This is a genomic window from Sinanaerobacter chloroacetimidivorans (assembly GCF_018128545.1).
Taxonomy (GTDB): domain Bacteria; phylum Bacillota; class Clostridia; order Peptostreptococcales; family Anaerovoracaceae; genus Sinanaerobacter; species Sinanaerobacter chloroacetimidivorans.
This window is the reverse complement of the sequence record NZ_JAGSND010000011.1, coordinates 36710-56705: the sequence shown is the minus strand read 5'-3', so window position 1 is coordinate 56705 and position 19996 is coordinate 36710. Positions and strand designations below refer to the sequence as shown.

The following is a 19996-nucleotide window of genomic DNA, read 5'->3' as shown; positions in this document are numbered from 1 at the left end:
TGTAAAGGAGGATTGTGAAATGAAACTTCAAAATAAGACAGCAGTTGTTACCGGAGCCGGCTCCGGTGTAGGAAAAGCTATCGCGGTGCTTTTTGCCAGAGAAGGTGCGAACGTCGTAGTCTCGGATATCAACATAGAAGGCGCCGAAGAGGTGGTTGAGGAAATCATCTTTACCGGAGGAAAGGCAATCTCCGTGGCGGCCAATGTTGCCAAAGAAGAGGACGTCCAAAATCTCATCGATACTGCCGTTCACAAATACGGAACGCTGGATATTCTGGTAAATAATGCGGGGATTATGGATAATTTTGTGCCTGCAGGTGCAGTAACCGATGAACTATGGGAGAAAGTATTCAATGTGAACATCACCGGCGCCATGCGCACCATAAGGAAGTCTTTGCCGATTTTTACGGAAAAGGGTGCAGGTGTTATCGTCAATGTTGCTTCGGCAGGGGGCTTGCTGGGATCCCGGGCAGGCGCCGCATATACGGCATCGAAACATGCAGTGGTGGGACTGACAAAGAACGTAGGATTTCAATATGCAGAAGTAGGCGTCCGCTGCAACGCCATTGCACCGGGTGCGGTGAACACCAACATCGGGACGACGATTTTTGCGCCCCATACCTTTGGGATGGAAAGAGCAATGGCCGGTATGAACTTGAACCCAAGAACCGGAGAGCCTGAAGAAATCGCCAAAGTTGCCCTGTTCCTGGCCTCCGACGATTCCAGCTTTGTGAACGGCACTGTTATTACTGCAGATGCGGGATGGACGGCATATTAGAATCTAAAGGTTTTATGAGAGAGATCTACCGAGGATGCAGGCTGATAAAAATCAAGATACGAATCGGCAGTAGAACAAAAAAATCCAGGGTCGGATCATCCGGCTCCTGGATTTTTCTATAAATTTTCTAATTAATTCTAATTAAAATAAACATTTGTTGTCATATATTCGGGATCACAGGTTACATCAATTCCCAGATCTCTCAGTGTCTGTTCGTCCCTATCACTTAGAATGGCCGTACAGTGGGCTTTACAGCCTTTTAATAGCAGCAGCTTCTCTACGGCGACCTGGGCCGATGGGTTTGTGGTAGCGGAAATCGTAAGAGCAGTGAGAATTTCTTCACAGTTCAGGCTGGATTTCTCGTTCTGAAGAATGTCGGTTTTCAGGTGCTGTATGGTCTCTAAAACCAGGGGTGACAGCAAGTAAATATCATCGGCAAGACCACAAAGCTGCTTGATGGCATTTAATATTGCCGCCGCAGCTGCAACCATTCTTCTGGAGCTTCTGCCTGTAACGAAGGAACCGTCCGGCATTTCGATGGCCATGACCACCGCATTTTCATATTTCGGATGAAGGCTGCGTTTATATTCCGCATAATCCCATGCTGGTTTTACCACTGCCCGGTCTTCCACCTTCAAGTTCAGATCATCCATCAATAGCTTGGATCGCAGCAGGGAATCCTCGTCGATCTTCCCCTTTTTATAGTCACATTTGGCTATCAGGTACCTGCGGATCACTTCCTGCTCTGAGGCATATCGGATTGCCTGATCGTCGATGATGGAAAAACCTACTCTATTGACACCCATATCGGTCGGGGATTTATACTCCGCCTCTTCCCTTGTGATTTTCTCAATAATTCTTTTTACAACTGGAAAGACCTCCAGGTCTCTGTTATAATTTACCGCCATTTCGCCGTAGGCTTCCAAATGGAAGGAATCAATCATGTTGACATCCTTAAGGTCTGCAGTGGCAGCTTCATAGGCAACATTCACCGGGTGCTTCAGCGGCAGATTCCAGATGGGGAAGGTTTCAAATTTTGCGTAACGAACCTTCTTTCCTCGCTTATAGTCATGATAAAGCTGGTTCAAACAAGTGGCCAGCTTGCCGCTTCCGCCGCCGGGTCCCGTTACGACTACCAATGGCTTGGTCACTTCTACATAGGGATTGGCACCGTAGCCTTCGTCACTGACGATGGTATCCACATCCGTTGGATACCCCTTGGTATAAAAATGCTTATAGGTTTTTATTCCGCGGCGGTTCAACTTGTTGATAAACATATTGACTGCAGGCTGATCCTCGTATCTGGTAATCACAACACTATTGATGGAAAGATCGTATTTTCGGAAGGTATCAATCAATCTCAGCACTTCCAGATCATATGTGATTCCGAAATCCTGTCGGGTTTTACTCGTTGTAATATCTCCGGCAAATATACAGATGATAATTTCAGTCTGCTCTTTTAATTTCTGTAAAAGCTTAATCTTTGCATTTTCGTCAAATCCGGGAAGGACTCTCATGGCATGCTTGTCATGAACCAACTTACCTCCGAATTCCAGGTAAAGCCTTTCGCTGTTGCCGGCATCGATTCTTTCCAGGATGTACTTGGACTGTTCTTCGATATACTTGCTTGCATCAAACCCTATTTTCATGTTTCTTCTCCTCTTTTATAGTGTTTCAAAAATTATAGCCTATTTTGCAGTATGTTTATGAAAACAACATTAGGAATTATAACAGATAATTGAGAGGGGAACAACTAGAAAAGGCCGAGGAAAAAATTATATTGAACATTGACAAAATTATAAAATATGTATAAAATGTTAAATAATTACAAACAAGAGGTGAATCGTACCTTGGCAATTGAATAGAAACCATAGACAGGGCTGATAAATACTGTTATGGTTATGAAGAGACAATAAAAAATGGAAAATCACTAAGAAACTGGATTTTGTTGACGATATATAAAATGTAAGTCCTAATTACATCGAATTTTCGATTACCACTAAAAAATTAAAAGGAGTATGGATTATGAGAAAATCACGTGTACTGACATTCGTCTTGATCTTTATGCTATTCACATCCATTGCCGCTTCCGGCGCGGATTACCCGGACGTAAAAAGCAGCAACTGGGCCTATGAGGCTGTTTCTGCAATGTCGGAAAAAGCAATCATCCAAGGGTATCTCAACGGAAGCTTCCAGCCTGGTAAAACTGTTACCTACGGAGAATTTATCAAAATGGCTCTTATTGCTGGCACTGGCCAGGATGTAGGGAATGCCGCTCCAGGATCTGAGCATTGGGCAATGAACTATTATAACAAAGCCCTGGAATTGAAATACTTTACATCTCATGACATAGACAAATCTCAATTAAAATATGAAATCACCAGGGGCGATATGGCTTTGATTATCAGCTCCATCCTGGGGGACGTAAAAATCGAGAATTACGACGAGATCCAAAAGGGAATTAAAGATATAACATACCAGACAAAGCATGAATATGACATAACCAAAGCCTATGCAACAGGAATTTTGACAGGTTATACAGATAAAACTTTTAGACCGGAAAAGACCCTAACAAGGGCAGAATCTGCCACAGTAATCTATCGGCTTGTAGATGAAAGCAAAAGAGTATTGCCTGGAGGGGAAAAAGAGGAAGTTACTACAACTGCTGTGGTAACTATCGGGAAAACTGCGGATTTGATTAAAAACTATAAAACCTTCTATGCGGAAGCAGATGCTAAGGCTATTGCTGAGGGGTGGGATTATTTACCGAGTGATGGAGTAAGATTTACTGAGGAATATGAATTATATACCGATGCAAGTGTATGGGACATAAAAATGAACAGATTATTTAATGGCGAAAGTTGCAGCTTTGTTCATACATTAAGGGGACATATCTATCTTGTAAAAGATGGCCTTATCGTGAACTCTTGCAATACTTCTCCCCGGTTTGATGGGGATGGAAATTATCTGAATTACCAAGGCTCAAGAGCTGAATATGATATCAGTAAAGTTGACTATATTATTGCAGTACCTACTAGCGCTAAATCGGATAAAGATGAAATTATAAAAGTAGTTGCCAATCCATTTAAGAAGTAACAATCGTCCTAATAGGAAAGGAGGGCTTTTATGCTCACCACTTACAACCGAATACAGAAAAACAGCATTATCGTGATGCTGATCACAGCCTTGATTTTATCAGGGCTTTTTTCTTATCCAAATACAGCCTATGCCGATAGAGTCGTTTTATCAGAACAGACGTATTATCACCTTGACATGGGGGTACAGCTGGCATATAACCCGGGTTCCTCCTGGGGAACAAATTATTACGGAACTACATTAAATAATCTCACAGCAACCATCCGGTTTAACAGTGATGTGGAGGTCATTGATGCGTACCCCTTGGAAAGCAGCAAGGGAAGCAGTTTTGATTTTAATGGCAGTACAAGCAGCCATAATATTCCTTCTACATTAGGAAGGGGAGATTCTGCCTATATTGCTTACTACCAACGCCATGTATCTTCCTTCATGATGGAGGGAGATTGCAGCGGCAGCGGTAGAGAAGTCACCTTTAGCTATAATGCAAAGCTAAGTACACAAACTTCTTTAGAAGTGGTGGCATATGGAGTGGAGCAATGGGATGAAGATATTTGGAGACTCTTTGGCGGAAAAACAAATCTCCAAAATTATCAACCGCTTATTGCCGACGCCATAGCATACGCATTAAAAGCAGGAAGGGAAGGCACAGCAGGCAGCAATAAGCTCTACCTTATTTTCTGTCCCACAGTCATTGTATATAAGAAATATATTACCGTTGGTGATCTGGAAGCGCAGCTATCGCTTCCGACATCGGCCAAGCAGGGAGCTAACTACATAGCTGCGGATGCATCCTCAATAGACAGCAGCTTAAATGTTGATGAAGCGGTATTGGAAAAACACTATGGAGATGGTAATTGGCAACGGGTTGTCACCTGGGATGGTACCGGCGTACCAGGGAAGAATTCCGGGGGAAGTATCACAGAGAAAGAAGATGAGATATGTACCATTACCTACAGACTCACAGTGAAAGCTACCAATGGCCAGACAGACACAGATATTAAAACCATACAAATAACCGATGGCAGAGAAGTAGATGCAGCGGCTATCTTAGAACTTCCGGAATACACCTATGAAGGACATCCTGCTCTTGCAACGGACATATCCGAATTTAAAGTAGACGGGGTATATTATTCAGCCCGAAGGGCCTATGAAGAAGGGGTTGCGACCAATAAGTTCGTGCCGGTTCCAAGCGGATCGGGAAGTGTTTCAAGAGAATCAAAGACAACAGCTTATGTAACGTTCCCGAAAAAAGGAAGCTATCATGTCAGGCTTGATGTGAATACGGCAGACGGAAAGAGCCTTTCGGATACAAAACCTATCGAAGTGAGAAAAACCCCCTATATCATAGACCGGCTTGGGGGCTTTCAAAAACAGAATAGGAAGCAGATATTAAATATTTCCGTGGCCACCTATCCGGGAAAACCTATCGTAGATTACTATATAAAATTGAGAGATATGAAAACCGGTGAAGAAATTACCTTAACCAAGGATCAGCCTCAGGAGAACAACGCAACCATAAAAACGAGAGCGCACACCACAAGCGGAGATCAATACTGGACTGAATTTACTCTCGAATTTCTTACTAAAACACCGGTATATAACCCTTACAATCCCGAATATACACAGGAATTCCGATACTCTATTTACATGAAAGACAGCAAGGGAGATACGGACTCCGTACAGAAGACATTCACAGTAAAGCCTGATCTGCCTCCAAATCCGGTGATTACAATCCAGGACTCCTTTATCCGAAATAAAGGAACCAACATTGCAGAAATTATTGCAGAAGACAGCAGCATCACTGACGGAGATCAGCTTCAAAGAACCTGGAGTACAGAAGGAACAAACTTAAGAGACCTTCCGGGATATAAAGATCTTGCTTTTGGTTCAGGACAAAAGGTTCAATACAATAAAACAGGAGTCGGTCATTCCACCGTGAAGCTGGATGTAAAAGAGGTCTGGACGGAGCCTACCCTAGAGGAATATATTACAGATGCAGATTACCTTTCTGCATCTGCAACAGCAACCACCGACGTTATTAATATCGCCCCCACGGTCAGACTGGAACCTGTGGATTCAGAGAAGGCAGACGTTATAATTGTGACAGATAAAGCTTCCGAAAGCGGAATCAAAGCAGGAATGAACAGTATAAAGGCAGCCTTAATCGAAGCAGGAATTGATGCCAATGTACAGGTAATCCCAACGGCAGCACCAAACAGTTACGGGTACAAAAGGTTAGGATCTCATGAATGGAAGGTTGCAATCAACGATCCAAGTCAGCAATCTACGGGTATGGTCTTTGACTCCGAATATGCTTATGTGGTGGAAGCCGCAGGGTTTCAAGTGAGCGGATACCAGGAAGTATGCATTCCGCCGTATACCGTGAAAGCCCTGAAGCCGGGAACCATTGAAGAACCTGGTATGTCCGCTGCGTGGAGCTATACGGTAACGGATTCCACCAATTTCAGATTGAAACTAGACAGCAATGAAAAATATGTTTATCTGGCCTGTGTTGATCTTGGAAAAACCATTATTTTAAACAGTAAAAACGGTGCCTATTTGACAACGCTGCCGGTTGTAATTCCGGACAACCCCTACACTACGGCAAAAAATAACAACTTATACTTTTTATCCGGTGAAAAGATCCAGAAATATGATCCGGATACCGGAACGCTGAAAACCGTTATCAACAAAGGCGGAACCCTTGGACGGATGCAGAACGGAAAGATCACTTTCGTGGGAAAGGAAGACGGGTACCGATTCTATATCGGACAGTTCGACATGGACACGGAAACCGTCACAAGAAAGGCAATTCCGGAGCTTGAGGAGTTTCAATTCGAGCAGCTCGGCTGGTATCTGTCTTCCGTTACTCCTACAGATCTGGATACCACGGGAAAGGTCACCTTTACACAGACCATCATTGATAATGATGCCGATATCAGGGGCATTATTCTCTGGCTTGCCGATTCAGAGACACAAAGGATCTATAACCTGGGCCGGGTGGCATCACCCTGGGACATGAGAAATAATTCTGTAGGATTTGTAAAGGATGAAACTGGTAAAGCCGTATATATGTACCACGCTTACAGTGATGATGACTCAACCTCTTCTACAACGAGACGCTATTTCCATTCCTATATCTACACACTGGGAGACAGGAATACGCTTCCGGCAAAAAGAACGATCTACAGTGAGAAGAACAATCGCTTAAATTGGACAGGGATCTCGTACGCAAAATACCACAGCCAGGAAAACGCGATCTATCTGATGCAGGGAGCTGCATGGCAGTCCTACAATTGGGGAGGAAATGTACAGGGGGTGCAATGCAGAATCCAGCTTCCAGAATGGAAAGCAGACTTCAATCAATACAACTGGGGATGGGACATAGCAGACGAAGAAGGACGTTGGAATGATTCCCTGATGATGACCTATTATCATTATGAGAATTGGATGGAAAGTAACAAAAGGTTAAAATTGTTCACAAACTCTATCACAAAGGAGCAGGCGGAAGAATCTGCTGTGGCACGCCTTGCTGATTATGCGCAGGATGCAACCAGATATATTGAGAAGAATTTTAATGGGCAGATCCAGGAGTTAATTGATAAGGTAAAAGCGGCAGTAAAAGAAAAGACCTCTTTGAAACTTCAAACCGGTTCAGGCGGGCAGCTTAGTCTGTCGAAATCCTTTAATTTAAACCCGGGACAGACTTACTATTACGAATATGAGGTAAAGAAACCTGCATCGGAGAACGGAGAAGGGGAAGAACCTTCAAAGGTCAGCGTTACAGCACCAGAGATTTCATTTGATACAGAAAACATTTATGCAGGTTCGGAAAACAGAGGGTCCTATTATGTTACCCAAACCTACAGTGAAAACTTTAATGATGCTGAGTTAGATCCTTTTTTCACTTACGTTAATGGGAATCTGAATGGAAAACTCACTACACCAGGTACTACAAAGGGAAGCTCAAACCGAGACATATCCACCACTGCTACGGTGAAGGTGAATATACCGGCAGGGAAGAAAGCTATTGCCGTAATGGATGTGGCCGGAAACCTGGGAGGCCCTTCTTCCCAATATGGCCAGCAGGATACAAATGGCTGGAAAAGCGGAGTGTATATCAACGGCAAGCGGTATGATAAAGAGCCAAAGATTGGTTTTAATATGACAGACTATGTCCACCCATATTTCCTGAAGGAAGGCGAAAATACCATTCAGGCACGCTGCTATTGGTATGGCAGAGGAGATGATGGATATTACATTTCTATTGACAACCTGAGAATCATGTTCTTGGAAGATTCGGCTGATTCTTCTGCTAACACGTTCTCATCAAGTCTTACCGGGGACGGATGGACAAAGGTGACGGGCAGTTTCCGGACACCACAGCAGATCACCGAATTTCAGTCGCAGTCAATGACCCGCTATTTAACCTGGCCCCCGGCATATGAGTTCTCCAGTGACGGTGATAATAAGGGGTTTTACAATTTTGCCATTCCAGCAGGAATGATAGGACGAGTTCATGCAACCTTTGAGGGATACACCTCCAGGGACTCCACTGCTGGAACCTTTCAGGTGGGGAACAATTCCTTTACCCATGCCGGCAATCGATCTTCGCTGCAGTACGTACATAGCGGTGAAACGTGGTTTGTTGGAGATTTTCAGGGAACCAATCGATTTACAGCAACTGCAGGATATCAGCGATATGTCGGATTTTCAAAGCTGGAAACTTACGTTTATCCTGAAAATCTGAAAGGTAAAAATTCCTTTTTCTTTGAAGGTGACCAGGTTTATTCTGCCAGCGACTTATTTAAAGGCAGCTCCAATGTAACCATTAAGCTGAACCCAGGAGGGGCTGCCAATGAACTGTTATTGCAAAACCTGAAAATCTATTACATCAACAACGGCAATAAGGTGTATCTGTACAACAAGCCTTTACAGGATACAGCAGAACTTACTGGATGGACGATTTCGGAGGACACGACTGCCGATCTGTATACCGAGACAAAACCGGAAAAGGAAAAAGATTCGCCGCTGGTCTACAAGAAAGGTGAGCTCATTTCCTATAGCATCTTCTATGATGACTATGAAAATGACCCAAGCAAAGCAGGATATTGGAGATACACCCATACCCCTTATAATGAAGGCCCCCATCCGGATGCGGCCGTGATCCTGGATGAAGACGGGAATGTAGTCAGCACCACAGGAGCCATATTAACAAGCTCTATACCAAGATTCTATATCGACGGCAAGTATACGGTTGAGCATTGGGAGGTTGACAACACAAACAGAACCGGGGATACTTCCGGCAATACGGACTATACCAGGTACGATAAGGTATCCAATGTAGAAAGTATCACCTTCTACATTGAGGGGGGAGCAACGGCTCCATGGATCACATCTATCAAAACAATTCCAGGCACTGTAAAAGAAGGAAGCAGCTACAAACTTCAAATTGGAGTAGATGATCTGGAAAAGGAGGAACTCAGACTCACGACGGAACTGTACCTTGATAAGAAGCTGATCTATACCCACAAGGCTACCGGTATTATTGCTGATGCATCCGGAAATTACCCCTATATAACAACCGGGACAGCGCCTTTAGCAGCGGCAGGAAAGTACGAAGTGGTTTGTACTGTCAGGGATCAAACCGGAGCAGGAATCGGAACCTATCAGTTCATTGTGGTCTCCGAGGGCAAGATAACAGGTTATGTGAATCACACGGAACAGTGGGAATTAAATCGAAAAAAGTATAACCTGAAGCGTTTTTCGGATGAGATTAATCGTATAATGACGATTGACGAATATTTAGCAATGCCAACACCCAGGCCGCGTGGCACTAATGTATTCTGGTCTGGTGAGAAGTTTCAACTGGAAGCAGGTCTGGAAGGTGACCCCCGAAATGTTCAGGTTCGTATTTACGAAACCAATGCTCAGGGCCAGAAGCAGAATACGAATTATTCGACGTACTTGTCAAATTCCGGCATAGAAAATGAAAAAGGAGAAATAATTTGGAAAGGAAGTTTGTGGCAGGATACCATGATCAATAAATGGGGAAGAAAAGCACCTGAAGAGCTGACTTTCCAGTTTACGGCTACGTATGGCGACGGAAAAACAAAGACCCATGAAGTCAAGGTCATCATAGACAGTATGAATGATTTCTGGCAGCTTCACAGACTTTGGTAATCTGATATTGTCCATGGCGAAAGCAGGTAAATGCCGATAAATTAAGGAAAATGTTGACAAAGATAATTAAGGGATGTAGGCTAAAAGAAAATACAAATAAAGTGAATAAAAAGTAAAGGGAATAAAAAGAAGGAGAGGCGTAATGAAGCAGGATAAAACAGAAGATCAAAAATCTGTTGATGTGCAAAAGAAAAATATAACGAAAGAATATAAAACGGAGGATCTTATTGTTTTCTGGTACCCCGCAGAGTGTTCCCATTCGGGGAAATGCATGAAAGCTATGCCGGAGGTTTTCAATCCCGAAAAAAGACCATGGATCACACTGGCGTCCGCTGATCTTGAGAATATTATAAAAGCCATAGACAGCTGTCCCACAGGTGCATTACGATACAAGCTGCCGGAGGGCTCCAAAATAGATCCGAACAAAGCCAAAGGGCCAGGTTCAGTGGACTATAAACCGGATGCGACGACAGCGGTGCAGATTAAAGCAGTAAAGAACGGCCCATTTTTGGTACGAGGTCCCATTCGTCTTATCGATGCAGATGGAGAGCTCATCAAGGAATCGAGCCAGATGGTACTGTGCCGGTGCGGACTAAGCAAGAACGCTCCCTTTTGCGATGGATCCCATATGAAATAGTTGTAAAAAGGCTGCCCTAGGGCAGCCTTAACCATTTATGGGGTTGGGGTGGTTCTTTTAAATCTAATCACGTGGTCCTGTGTGGATCTTCCGTCCGCGGTCCGTACCGTAAAGGTAACCGATGGATTCATATTGGTTGTATCGCTGAGACTTAACGGAATTGGTTGATTCCACTGCAATTGCTGGCCGCTCATGGTCAGGATGGCACTGCTGTCTTCCGGTGTTAACATCAGGCTGACGTCGGATGTATCAGCAGCGATTTCGTAGTTACTTCCGATGGTATAGGGATTGCCGTTTATTGTCACCGACTGCAGTTTTGTACTGCCTAATTCTTTTACTGTTACCGTATAAAGGCGAGGACTTTTGCCGATTTCCTGGATTTTAACTTCTATCCTGGCAGTTCTTGACCCCGGGCTGCCCTGCAAATCAACTTGCAGTGAATTGCCAACCGTATTGTTGATGGTGACTTCCCCTACAAAAGCTTCTCTGTTTGCCACAGCATTTACATCAACATAGGAAGTTCCGTTAGGTACGCTGATGTCCGTATAGGAATAATTGGTTGATGAAAAGCTGCTGCTTAAGATATTCGATCCGCCGTTTGGCCTGATGGACAGGGTCTTAAGGTTTAGTGAAGTTGTTTTAGCAGTATCAGACTGTATGGAGGACGGATTCCCTTGAGAATCCTCTAAAACTGCAAAAAACTTATAGGACGTTTCGGTATCCAAATTACTAAAGGTTACAGATTTTGAAGTACTTGCAGTTACAGTTGTATTCTGGGAAGCGGCAGCTGTCTGGTCGGTACTGGTCTTTCCGTTCTTAATTTGAGTAACGGAAGGAGTGCCTACAGAACCGCTTGCGGGAACCGGAATCGCAACCAAATAGACTTTTCCGGCCACATTTGGGTTAAAGGACGCTGTGATACTGGTATCTAAAGCGGAAAGGCTAAAGTTGCTTAACGAAGGAGCCGAGACCCCTACGGTCCATGTAGCAGATGAAGCAGCTACTGCTGTACCGTTGCTGCTCGTTTTAAACCTGCTTCCTAAAACCGCCACGTAATACTTTTTGTTTGCTTCCAAGCTGGAATTCGGTGTAATTGTTATCTTTTTCGCAGAACTGATGCTTACGGAATAGGGCACCTCCGTGCCGCTGGCACTGTCTTTTCTGAATACGATACACTCCTTCAAATAGGAGTCGTTGGTACTAATCGTGTTACCATTACTGTACCGTACCACACTTTCTGAAAATGTGATGTTGATAGAAGGATTAATGGATATTCCAGTTGCTCCATTTGCAGGACTATAGGTGGTAGTAAAAGCAGAAGTAGCAGTGCCGGTGTTGAAATAGATGGACTGTTCGTCATTGGTGTTGCCGTCGGAGTCCTTCAGGGTATTATCTTCTATAATCACATAGTATCGGGTGTTTTCGCTTAAATTTGAACTTGGAGTTATAGTGATTTCTTTTTTTGCACTGTTGATGGTGGCAGAAAAGCTCACCTTGCTGCCTGAAGTGGAGCTTTTTCTGATGGTAATAAAATCACTGATATCAGAGTTGCTGATACTGCTGCCGTTACGGAGCTTCATGGCAGACCCGAAGGTAATTGTAATTTTCGTATCTAATTTCACATCCGTCGCTTTATTCTTAGGACTGAAGGTTACGGAAAGCACGGCATCCGCTTCCTTGGGGGTATCAACTCTTGAGGCGATGGTCCAGCTTTTCGGTTTCGTTTCGTAAGTGATTCCGTCAGCATTTACATTCATCTTTGTAATAGTGCCTGTTCCGTGGAAATAGGATTCGCTGTTAACGGTTGCCTGACTGATTGTAGTACTTCCTGAGGCAGTAATATTGGAATACTTGCCGCTGCCGGTTACGTTAAGCGTTGTAATCGTACCGGAGTCGAGAATGACATTGGCTTTTGAACCGTTGATATTTACCAGCGGAAAACTGCCCTTCAGCGTGACTTCCGCTGAACTGTTTATTGTAATGTTGCTGAATCCGGGGCCGAAAAATCCGCCGGACAGGCTGGCTGTCTGCAGGATTGATGATTCCGATGCGCTTAACTTGGCAATGGAAGTTTCCCCCTTCGCAAGAATCCGTACGGCGCTGTCGTCCTTATCAACGGTAACATTGGAGACTCTGGAATTATTGATGGTAATGGTATCCTCACCACCGCCTTTTACATTTAAATTTCCCAGGATAACACAATTGTCTATGGTAGCGCTGTCGTCACCAAGGTCTTCGTCAATGGTAACATTGTTTACATAAATTTTATTGGAAAGCTTCGTTCCGTCGTCGTCTATGACAGGACTGCTGGTAACGATGGTTTCGTTATCCAGAATATCACAGATGATTTTTGCAGTCTGTGCCCTGGTTAAAGGATCCGTCGGATGAATTTTACCGTCGCTGTAAGCTCCTATATAACCTTTGCCGTTCATTCTGGCCATGGCGTCATAAGCCCAGTCGGCAATGGTCTTATAGTCGGAATAGGATTTTAGGTTTCCGCTGACCTTGTAAGCAGGAACGATCCTGGAAATCATAACGGCGGCTTCCTGCCTGGTGATCGGATTGTTCGGCTTAAAGGTATTGTCATCGTAACCGCCTGCGTAAGAGGCCGAAACCGCTTTGGAAACGGCATCATAATACCATTCGTAGTACGGTACGTCTGCAAAGCCTATGGACGCGGAACTTCCGTTGCCCAGGGCTTTATTGATCATGGTAGCAAATTCTGCCCTTGTTACAGCTTTATCCGGTAAAAAAGTTTTGTCCTGATATCCGGTTATGATTCCCTTGTTTACAGCCGTATTTATATAGGATTCGGCCCAATGTCCGGCAGTATCGGTAAGTTTGCCGGCCCCAAAACTTTGGGATGGCGCCGCTATCGTTACAGCAAGCATAATCGCCAGCAAACCGCTCCCGATTTTTTTCAATCTCATTTATTAAGTCCCTCCCTTTTTACTGTTATACAGTAATTGATACACACATTGTTCCTAAATTTTACCACATCAGAATCAGAAATACAATTCCAACATGAAATCCTGTCGAATCTGGTCCGTTTTTTGCTGGACACCCCCAAAACCAGGGAATATAATGAAAACATCAGAATGTGATTATACGGCTGATTCTACATAATTCTTTGACGATATAATCAGGTAAATTGTTCCGGTCATGATGGGGAAATTTTGGAGGAAATTGAGATGAAAAAGAAGAAATTGATATCGTTTGTAGTATCTTTTATGCTGATTCTTTCCGCAGGAACGGGGAGCGCCTATGGGGAGACCTCTTCAGAGCAGCAAAGTGCTGCTCAAACAGCGACGTTTTCGGATATAAGCGGTCACTGGGCTGAGAATATTATAAAAGAAGCAGCGAGTCTAAAAATAGTAGGGGGATATATGGACGGTACGTATTTGCCGGATAACCTCATAAAAAGAGAAGAATTCTATAAACTGCTCACCAATATTCTGACGGTGACGCCGGATATCGCCAATACCAAGGTAAATTTTACCGATGTGCTGGACTATGAATGGTATGTGCCTACGATTAAAATCGCAGTGGCAGCAGGGATCACCTCCGGCTATGAAGACGGAACCTTCGGTATCGGACTGATGATCAGCAGACAGGAAGCGGCAAAGGTTGCCGGTTCCGTAATACCCGGAAGTGACGACGACAGTGCAAAAGGTGTTGAAACGGCGTTAGATAAAGGAAATATAGCAGCTTGGGCGTATCCCTATGTGGATCTCATGTTTAAAAAAGGCTATATGAAGGGGGATACGGAAGGGAACTTCCGGCCTACCATGGCGCTTACCAGAGCGGAAGCCGCTGCGATATTATTAAATGTAAAAAAGAACGAATCTGTAATCGCTGCCAATGCGGAAGAATTGACTCTGACTGGATGTTCCCAGGTCCACAGCGTAACCCAGGGGGCCTTCACCAAAGGAGAGGGCACAAGGAATGACCCTTATCAAATTGCAACGGAAGAGCAGCTTAACCATATCAGAATGCATGTGACAGAAGGTGCTTTTTATATTCTGACGAAAGATATTGCCATTACGAAAGATTTTGTTACGGCAGCTCCTGCAATCGCCTCCGGTGAGGATGACTGGAGTGCCGGAAATTTCCAGCCAATCGGCAGCAAGGCCATACCCTTTAAAGGGTGCCTGGATGGTGACGGCCATACCATCAGCGGTTTGAACATTACCGGCACGGTAGGGGGCAGCAAAGGATCCGGAGGCTCAGGCAAACCAGCAGCAAGTTATGCCGGCCTTTTTGGCTATGTTGGACAAGGAGGAAGCGTCGAGGATTTAACGATAAATTCATCTTCCATCACAGGGAATCAATATACCGGGTCCATTGCAGGATATACTGAGGGAACCATAAAGAATTGCCGGCTCGGCAGTAAAGGTACGGTAAACGGATCAACCAATACGGGAGGTATCGTCGGCTTCAGTACTGCAACGCTTACCTCCTTGAAAAATCAGGGAACGGTAACGGGCAAATCCGCAAACACCGGTGGAATTGCAGGAGCAGTCAATGCACCGGGGACCGCATTAATTTCTTGCCAGAATGAGGGTACCGTAAATGGAAACGAAAGAACAGGAGGTATCGTAGGGAGCTTTGCTTCCGCTGCCGGTGAGTCTTCTGTAATAAAAGAATGCTACAATAAAGGCACGGTAAATGCCGGACCCTATAATGCGGGCGGAATTGCCGGAGCTGCCAGCGGCAGCAACTATAGCATACAAATAGAATCCTGCGGAAACTCCGGTACCGTAACGGGCTCCGGTGTCAATGGAGGGATTGCAGGTCTGCTGGAAACCTCAAAAGCAACCGTAACCCAAAGTCAAAATTCAGGGACAGTTGCAGGGAATGGTGCAGGGGGTATCGTAGGCAACAACCAGGGTATCATCAGCTACTGCTATAACTCCGGCACGGTGGAAGCCAATCTGGACGGCGGCGGAATCGCGGCCTACCAGCAGAATGGAATGGGTAAAATTTCCAAATGCTATAATGAAGGAAAAGTTACGGCAAAAAGCTTTGCCGGAGGCATTACCGGAGAAAACGAATCGAAAATCGACAACAGTTATAATTCGGGAAAGATAAACGGAACCAATTATATCGGAGGTATCGCCGGTAAAAACTTAGGAACCATTACCAATGTTTACGGAGCCGGTAAGGTTACGGGAGAAAATGGCGCTGGCAGTTTGGTAGGGAGAAATGCGGCTGCTCTGAGCAACAGCTTTTGGTTAGATACGACCGGAACTGCCGGTGTGGGGCTTTCTGACGGAACGGCCAGTCAACAGCTGGTAAAAAAAGTAACCCACGAAGAACTTTCAGGGCAGACCAGGATCAAAACAAGCAATGGCTATGAACTTGTGGTAGATGTTATGAATGCAAACAATAAAACAAGCGCAGATGTTATCAACAAAACAGAACCAGCAGCGGTTTGGAAATATCTCTACTCTGTCACATCGGGCAGTACAGGTGGAAATACGGTGATTTCCGACGGCGGCGGAATCGTAGCGCCAATTGAGGTTCCCAGCGACGACAGCACCGGAAACACCATAGCGTCGGAAGATTTGGAAACAAAATATTTATATCCGGCAATCATTCTTTAATTTGTAATACGGATGTAATGGACTTAAAATTTTTGCTTTGTTATAATAAAAGTATATGCTTCGAAATGATGTAATTGAAATACCGAAAGGGGAGAAAACCATGAAAATCACCAAAAAGGTCCTTGTCCTGATGGTAACGTTGGCATTGACACTGACTTCTGCAACGGCTGTGGCATTTGCCGATGTAGACTATAGTCAGTGGAATTCCCAGGCGGCTTACCCGTCCGATGTTATCAATACGCCGCTGTTTACACCGGTTAAATTTTTAATTGATCAAAAAGTGTTCACCGGTTACTCCGACGGCACTTTTAAACCGGAGAACCAGATTACAAGAGCAGAAGTTGCCGTTGCCCTTACCAAGATGACCAACAGAACAAGCAGTCTTGCAGCCATGGAAACTGTAGACAAATTCAATGATCTGGCAGGTTATGGCTGGGCAAAGGGTTACATTAATACCATGGCAGATGCGGGAATTGTTAAAGGAATGTCCGGTACCTCCTTTGCACCGGCCAAAAATATCAGCTATGCGGAATTAATCACCATGCTTATCAGAACAAAAGGAGGAGCGGCATCGGAAATTGAAGGCTACGGCACTTGGCCAAACAATTACATTCAGTATGCGCAAACCTATAATCTTCTTGGTGATGTAGTGATAACAGATTGGAATGCGGCAGCTACCAGAGGGGATACGGCAAAACTGATGTACCGAATGATGCCAAAAAATTAAAGAATAGATAGGAACACAAGGGGGTAGAAACATGAAAAAACAATTTTTGAAAGTTGTTGCAATTGTTCTGATCCTGGCTCTTTCGGGCGCCACTGCCTTTGCGGCGGTACCGGAGGACGTTAAAGGTCAGACCTATGAAGAAGCCGTTGCGGCTCTTGTAGAAAAGGGGATCATTACCGGAGATACGGACGGCAGTTTTCATCCTGATTCTCAGCTGACCAGAGCTCAGGCCTGCATTATTGTAGTGAAATCGATGAATCCGCCTGCTGCCGAGGTGACAGGCACAGCCACCCAGGCAGTACAGAAAAGCAGTTTCTCCGATATGTCCGGCTACGGATGGGCAGAAGGATATATCAGCTATGCGGTAAAACAGGGCGTAACGAAAGGGTATCCGGATGGAACATTTAAGCCCGGAAATCCGGTTTCCATGAATGAGTTCATTACCATGGTTCTCAGAGCTGCGGACTATTCCGATGAAACGCTGGGGGGTACCTGGCCGTCAAATTACGTGAATAAAGCTGTAGAATTAGAATTGCTGGCGGGTCTTCCTGCGACACTTCCTTCATACGCTACAAAATGGATGGCTGCACAGGTTGATTATAACGCATTAAGCAAAATAGAAGCAGCAAATCCGCCGGCAGAGACTCCGGGACAGGGTACGGATCAGGATAAACCATCGGAAATCCCTGCCGCTTCGAATATGACCTATGTTGCCAGCGGCAGCTTTAACGATACCATGTCCACTTACAACGGCAAAACCATTGCCGGAGATGTAACAGTGTATACTTACGGTCTGAAAAAGGATTACAGCAGCACCATGACCTTCTCAAAGAAAATTGCTGATTACCGGGTTGATACAGTATATAAATATAAAAATGTAAAAACACCGGCTTTTTATCAGCTGGAAAACAATAAGATTGTTGCCATGGTGGTACCGATGAATGTCGGCTTCAGCGGCAGAGCTTACGGTGTTATTAATGGTACCGTGACCACTTTGAACGGTGAGAATGAATCGGTAATCGGCTTGGAAACCCTTACTGCTACCAGAGAAATAACCTGGCTTGGCAAGAAAGGACTTTCTCCGGTACCATCCAGCGCTGAGTATCTGAACGGAACTGTCTATGAAATAAATCTTTCCGACGGAGAAGTACAGAGCATCTATAAGGCAAATGAGAGCTATAGGGGAGATGTATTTGAAGAGATCTCCGGTTCGGGAGCAGATTTTGTAGAAGTGGAAAGCTACAGCGACAGTGCGGTAAAAATAATTGCCGGTGACGGCGGAGAGCTCTTTGCCGTGAAATCCAATGCTTCGGTGTATGTCCTTGACGGTACCGAATATACGGCGGGGAGGGTATCCAACATCAGAGCCGGAGTGGAAATCAGAGCTTATGATGTAACAGACGATGACGATGCTTCTGCCGATATTGTAGTAATTAAAAAGAATTAAAGATAACTTGACAAATTTCAAGAATATTTTATAACTATTAAAAATAGTAATAGGGTGACTGTATTGGCAGTTGCCCTATTTTTGTGATACAGTAATATAATGATGTTGGTCTGCTGCAAAGTGAAAGAGCAGTTAACGAGACGGTAAAGCGGTAAGGTTGCTATAGACACGCCATCCAGCAAGTTCATGCAAAAGGAGTATCGACAATTGAATAAAGTGAAAATAGGAAAATATGAAATATCAGCGGATTTATTTATTTTTTTAGTGATCAGTGTTCTTCTGGGAGTCGTCGCTGCTGTAGAAAGCACCTCTTTAGCCAACCGATTATATGAAGACCTGGACTTTACAGTCATGCAGCGTTCCCTTTTGGAAACGCCGCGGGAATTACCCGGACTTTTGGCAGTAGTTTTCTTCGGCATGCTCAATGGTCTTGGGGATATGCGAATCGCTGCGGTGGCAAATATCATTGGCGGTATCGGGCTGCTTTTCTTCGGGTTAGTACCCAATCACTTTTATTTGGTTTTGTTTTTCTTAGTTATTTACAGTGTTGGACAGCATCTGTATCTGCCGTTATCAAGTACTATTGCTATGGGCTTTGCAGAAGGAGAGAATTTCGGCAAAAGAATGGGTCAGGTTCAGGGCCTTGGAAGCTTGTCCATCATCATTACCAGCGGATTGCTTTATATTTTGTATCGTTTTTTTCATGTTACTTACCAAGTGGTGTTTGTTATCGCTGCTTTCGCAATGGCTTTAGCCGGTGTGCTCTTTTTCTTCATTAAGAATGGAGGAAAGAAGATCATTTGTGAAAAGCGGTTTGTTTTTCATAAGGAATTTAAACTTTATTATATTTTATCCACCATTAATGGTGCCAGAAAGCAGATCACCCTGACTTTCGTCCCCTGGCTTATCATCGACGTGTATCACCAGCCTGTAACTACCATTACAATGCTTTTCTTTATTGTTTGTGTGATCAGCATTTTCTTTAAACCCTGGTTCGGGGATTTGATTGATAAGAAGGGTGAGCGCTACGCGCTCCAATTTGAAGCAGTGATTATGTTTGTTGCGTGTATTGGCTTTGTTTTTGCCAAGTCTCTCGGGTCTTTTACCATAGCGCTGATTGTTGTGGGAATCAGTTATGTGGCGGATAAGCTCATGGAGTCTGCCTCTATGGCAAGAGCCACTTACGTCAGAAAGCATTCTCATGATCCCGCTGAAGTGGCCAGAACCATTTCTATGGGCGTCAGTATGGATCATCTCGTTTCGATGTTTGTCCCGGTCTTTGCCGGATATGTATGGTATTCCAACGGGCCCAATGGTTATCGGTATGTGTTTTTAGGGGCTTTAGTTATTTCTTTTGTTAACTTCATGATTGCATCCAAACTAGACACTTAGTACTCTGTAATACCTAAAAATTAACACCTGCTTGCCTATTTTCCCTCAAATTTTTAATGAGAAAGGGCTGACTTTAAAGAAAAAAGGGTCAGAGCCATTCATCTGGCTCCGACCCCGGAAATGACGTTTC

At 44.4% G+C, this 19996-nt stretch carries 10 protein-coding genes; 8 read left to right on the top strand and 2 right to left on the bottom strand.

Annotated elements, in window-relative coordinates; translation table 11 throughout:
- Positions 1 to 19 precede the first annotated feature (19 nt).
- Positions 20 to 778 (top strand): SDR family oxidoreductase, encoded by a 759-nt coding sequence (locus KCX82_RS15160; RefSeq protein WP_227019337.1) that lies wholly within the window; start codon positions 20 to 22, stop codon positions 776 to 778.
- Between the two features lie 137 nt (positions 779 to 915).
- On the opposite strand, the gene KCX82_RS15155 is transcribed toward KCX82_RS15160, so the two are convergent.
- Positions 916 to 2427: a DUF1846 domain-containing protein gene (locus tag KCX82_RS15155; protein ID WP_227019336.1), complete on the bottom strand. Its 1512-nt coding sequence runs from the start codon at positions 2425 to 2427 to the stop codon at positions 916 to 918.
- Between the two features lie 376 nt (positions 2428 to 2803).
- Here KCX82_RS15155 and KCX82_RS15150 point away from each other — a divergent pair, with 376 nt between their 5' ends.
- The 3 genes from KCX82_RS15150 to KCX82_RS15140 all read left to right on the top strand — a co-directional run bounded on the left by KCX82_RS15150 (position 2804) and on the right by KCX82_RS15140 (position 10694).
- Positions 2804 to 3874 carry an S-layer homology domain-containing protein gene (locus KCX82_RS15150; protein ID WP_227019335.1) on the top strand — a complete coding sequence of 357 codons (1071 nt, stop codon included), beginning with the start codon at positions 2804 to 2806 and terminating at the stop codon, positions 3872 to 3874.
- A gap of 30 nt (positions 3875 to 3904) precedes the next feature.
- Positions 3905 to 10057 (top strand): PKD domain-containing protein, encoded by a 6153-nt coding sequence (locus tag KCX82_RS15145; RefSeq protein WP_227019334.1) that lies wholly within the window; start codon positions 3905 to 3907, stop codon positions 10055 to 10057.
- Positions 10058 to 10199: 142 nt separating this feature from the next.
- Complete coding sequence (locus tag KCX82_RS15140) at positions 10200 to 10694, top strand: (4Fe-4S)-binding protein (protein WP_227019333.1); 495 nt, start codon at positions 10200 to 10202, stop codon at positions 10692 to 10694.
- 35 nt (positions 10695 to 10729) lie between these two features.
- Here the strand turns inward: KCX82_RS15140 and KCX82_RS15135 are convergent, their stop codons facing one another.
- Positions 10730 to 13624, bottom strand: coding sequence for an S-layer homology domain-containing protein (locus KCX82_RS15135; protein WP_227019332.1), 2895 nt, complete (start codon positions 13622 to 13624; stop codon positions 10730 to 10732).
- Between the two features lie 261 nt (positions 13625 to 13885).
- On the opposite strand from KCX82_RS15135, the gene KCX82_RS15130 reads away from it, so the two are divergent.
- From KCX82_RS15130 to KCX82_RS15115, 4 genes are all read left to right on the top strand, one after another.
- Positions 13886 to 16300, top strand: coding sequence for an S-layer homology domain-containing protein (locus KCX82_RS15130; protein WP_227019331.1), 2415 nt, complete (start codon positions 13886 to 13888; stop codon positions 16298 to 16300).
- 100 nt (positions 16301 to 16400) lie between these two features.
- Complete coding sequence (locus KCX82_RS15125) at positions 16401 to 17027, top strand: S-layer homology domain-containing protein (RefSeq protein ID WP_227019330.1); 627 nt, start codon at positions 16401 to 16403, stop codon at positions 17025 to 17027.
- Between the two features lie 31 nt (positions 17028 to 17058).
- Positions 17059 to 18474, top strand: a complete 1416-nt coding sequence (locus tag KCX82_RS15120) for an S-layer homology domain-containing protein (RefSeq protein ID WP_227019329.1) — start codon at positions 17059 to 17061, stop codon at positions 18472 to 18474.
- A 216-nt stretch (positions 18475 to 18690) separates the two neighbouring features.
- Positions 18691 to 19866 carry an MFS transporter gene (locus tag KCX82_RS15115; protein ID WP_227019417.1) on the top strand — a complete coding sequence of 392 codons (1176 nt, stop codon included), beginning with the start codon at positions 18691 to 18693 and terminating at the stop codon, positions 19864 to 19866.
- Positions 19867 to 19996: the final 130 nt, after the last annotated feature.

Excerpts from the sequence above, each read along its gene's own strand:
- KCX82_RS15160 (WP_227019337.1), top strand. The coding sequence starts at position 20 with ATGAAACTTCAAAATAAGACAGCAGTTGTTACCGGAGCCGGCTCCGGT.
- KCX82_RS15155 (WP_227019336.1), bottom strand. The coding sequence starts at position 2,427 with ATGAAAATAGGGTTTGATGCAAGCAAGTATATCGAAGAACAGTCCAAG.
- KCX82_RS15150 (WP_227019335.1), top strand. The coding sequence starts at position 2,804 with ATGAGAAAATCACGTGTACTGACATTCGTCTTGATCTTTATGCTATTC.
- KCX82_RS15145 (WP_227019334.1), top strand. The coding sequence starts at position 3,905 with ATGCTCACCACTTACAACCGAATACAGAAAAACAGCATTATCGTGATG.
- KCX82_RS15140 (WP_227019333.1), top strand. The coding sequence starts at position 10,200 with ATGAAGCAGGATAAAACAGAAGATCAAAAATCTGTTGATGTGCAAAAG.
- KCX82_RS15135 (WP_227019332.1), bottom strand. The coding sequence starts at position 13,624 with ATGAGATTGAAAAAAATCGGGAGCGGTTTGCTGGCGATTATGCTTGCT.
- KCX82_RS15130 (WP_227019331.1), top strand. The coding sequence starts at position 13,886 with ATGAAAAAGAAGAAATTGATATCGTTTGTAGTATCTTTTATGCTGATT.
- KCX82_RS15125 (WP_227019330.1), top strand. The coding sequence starts at position 16,401 with ATGAAAATCACCAAAAAGGTCCTTGTCCTGATGGTAACGTTGGCATTG.
- KCX82_RS15120 (WP_227019329.1), top strand. The coding sequence starts at position 17,059 with ATGAAAAAACAATTTTTGAAAGTTGTTGCAATTGTTCTGATCCTGGCT.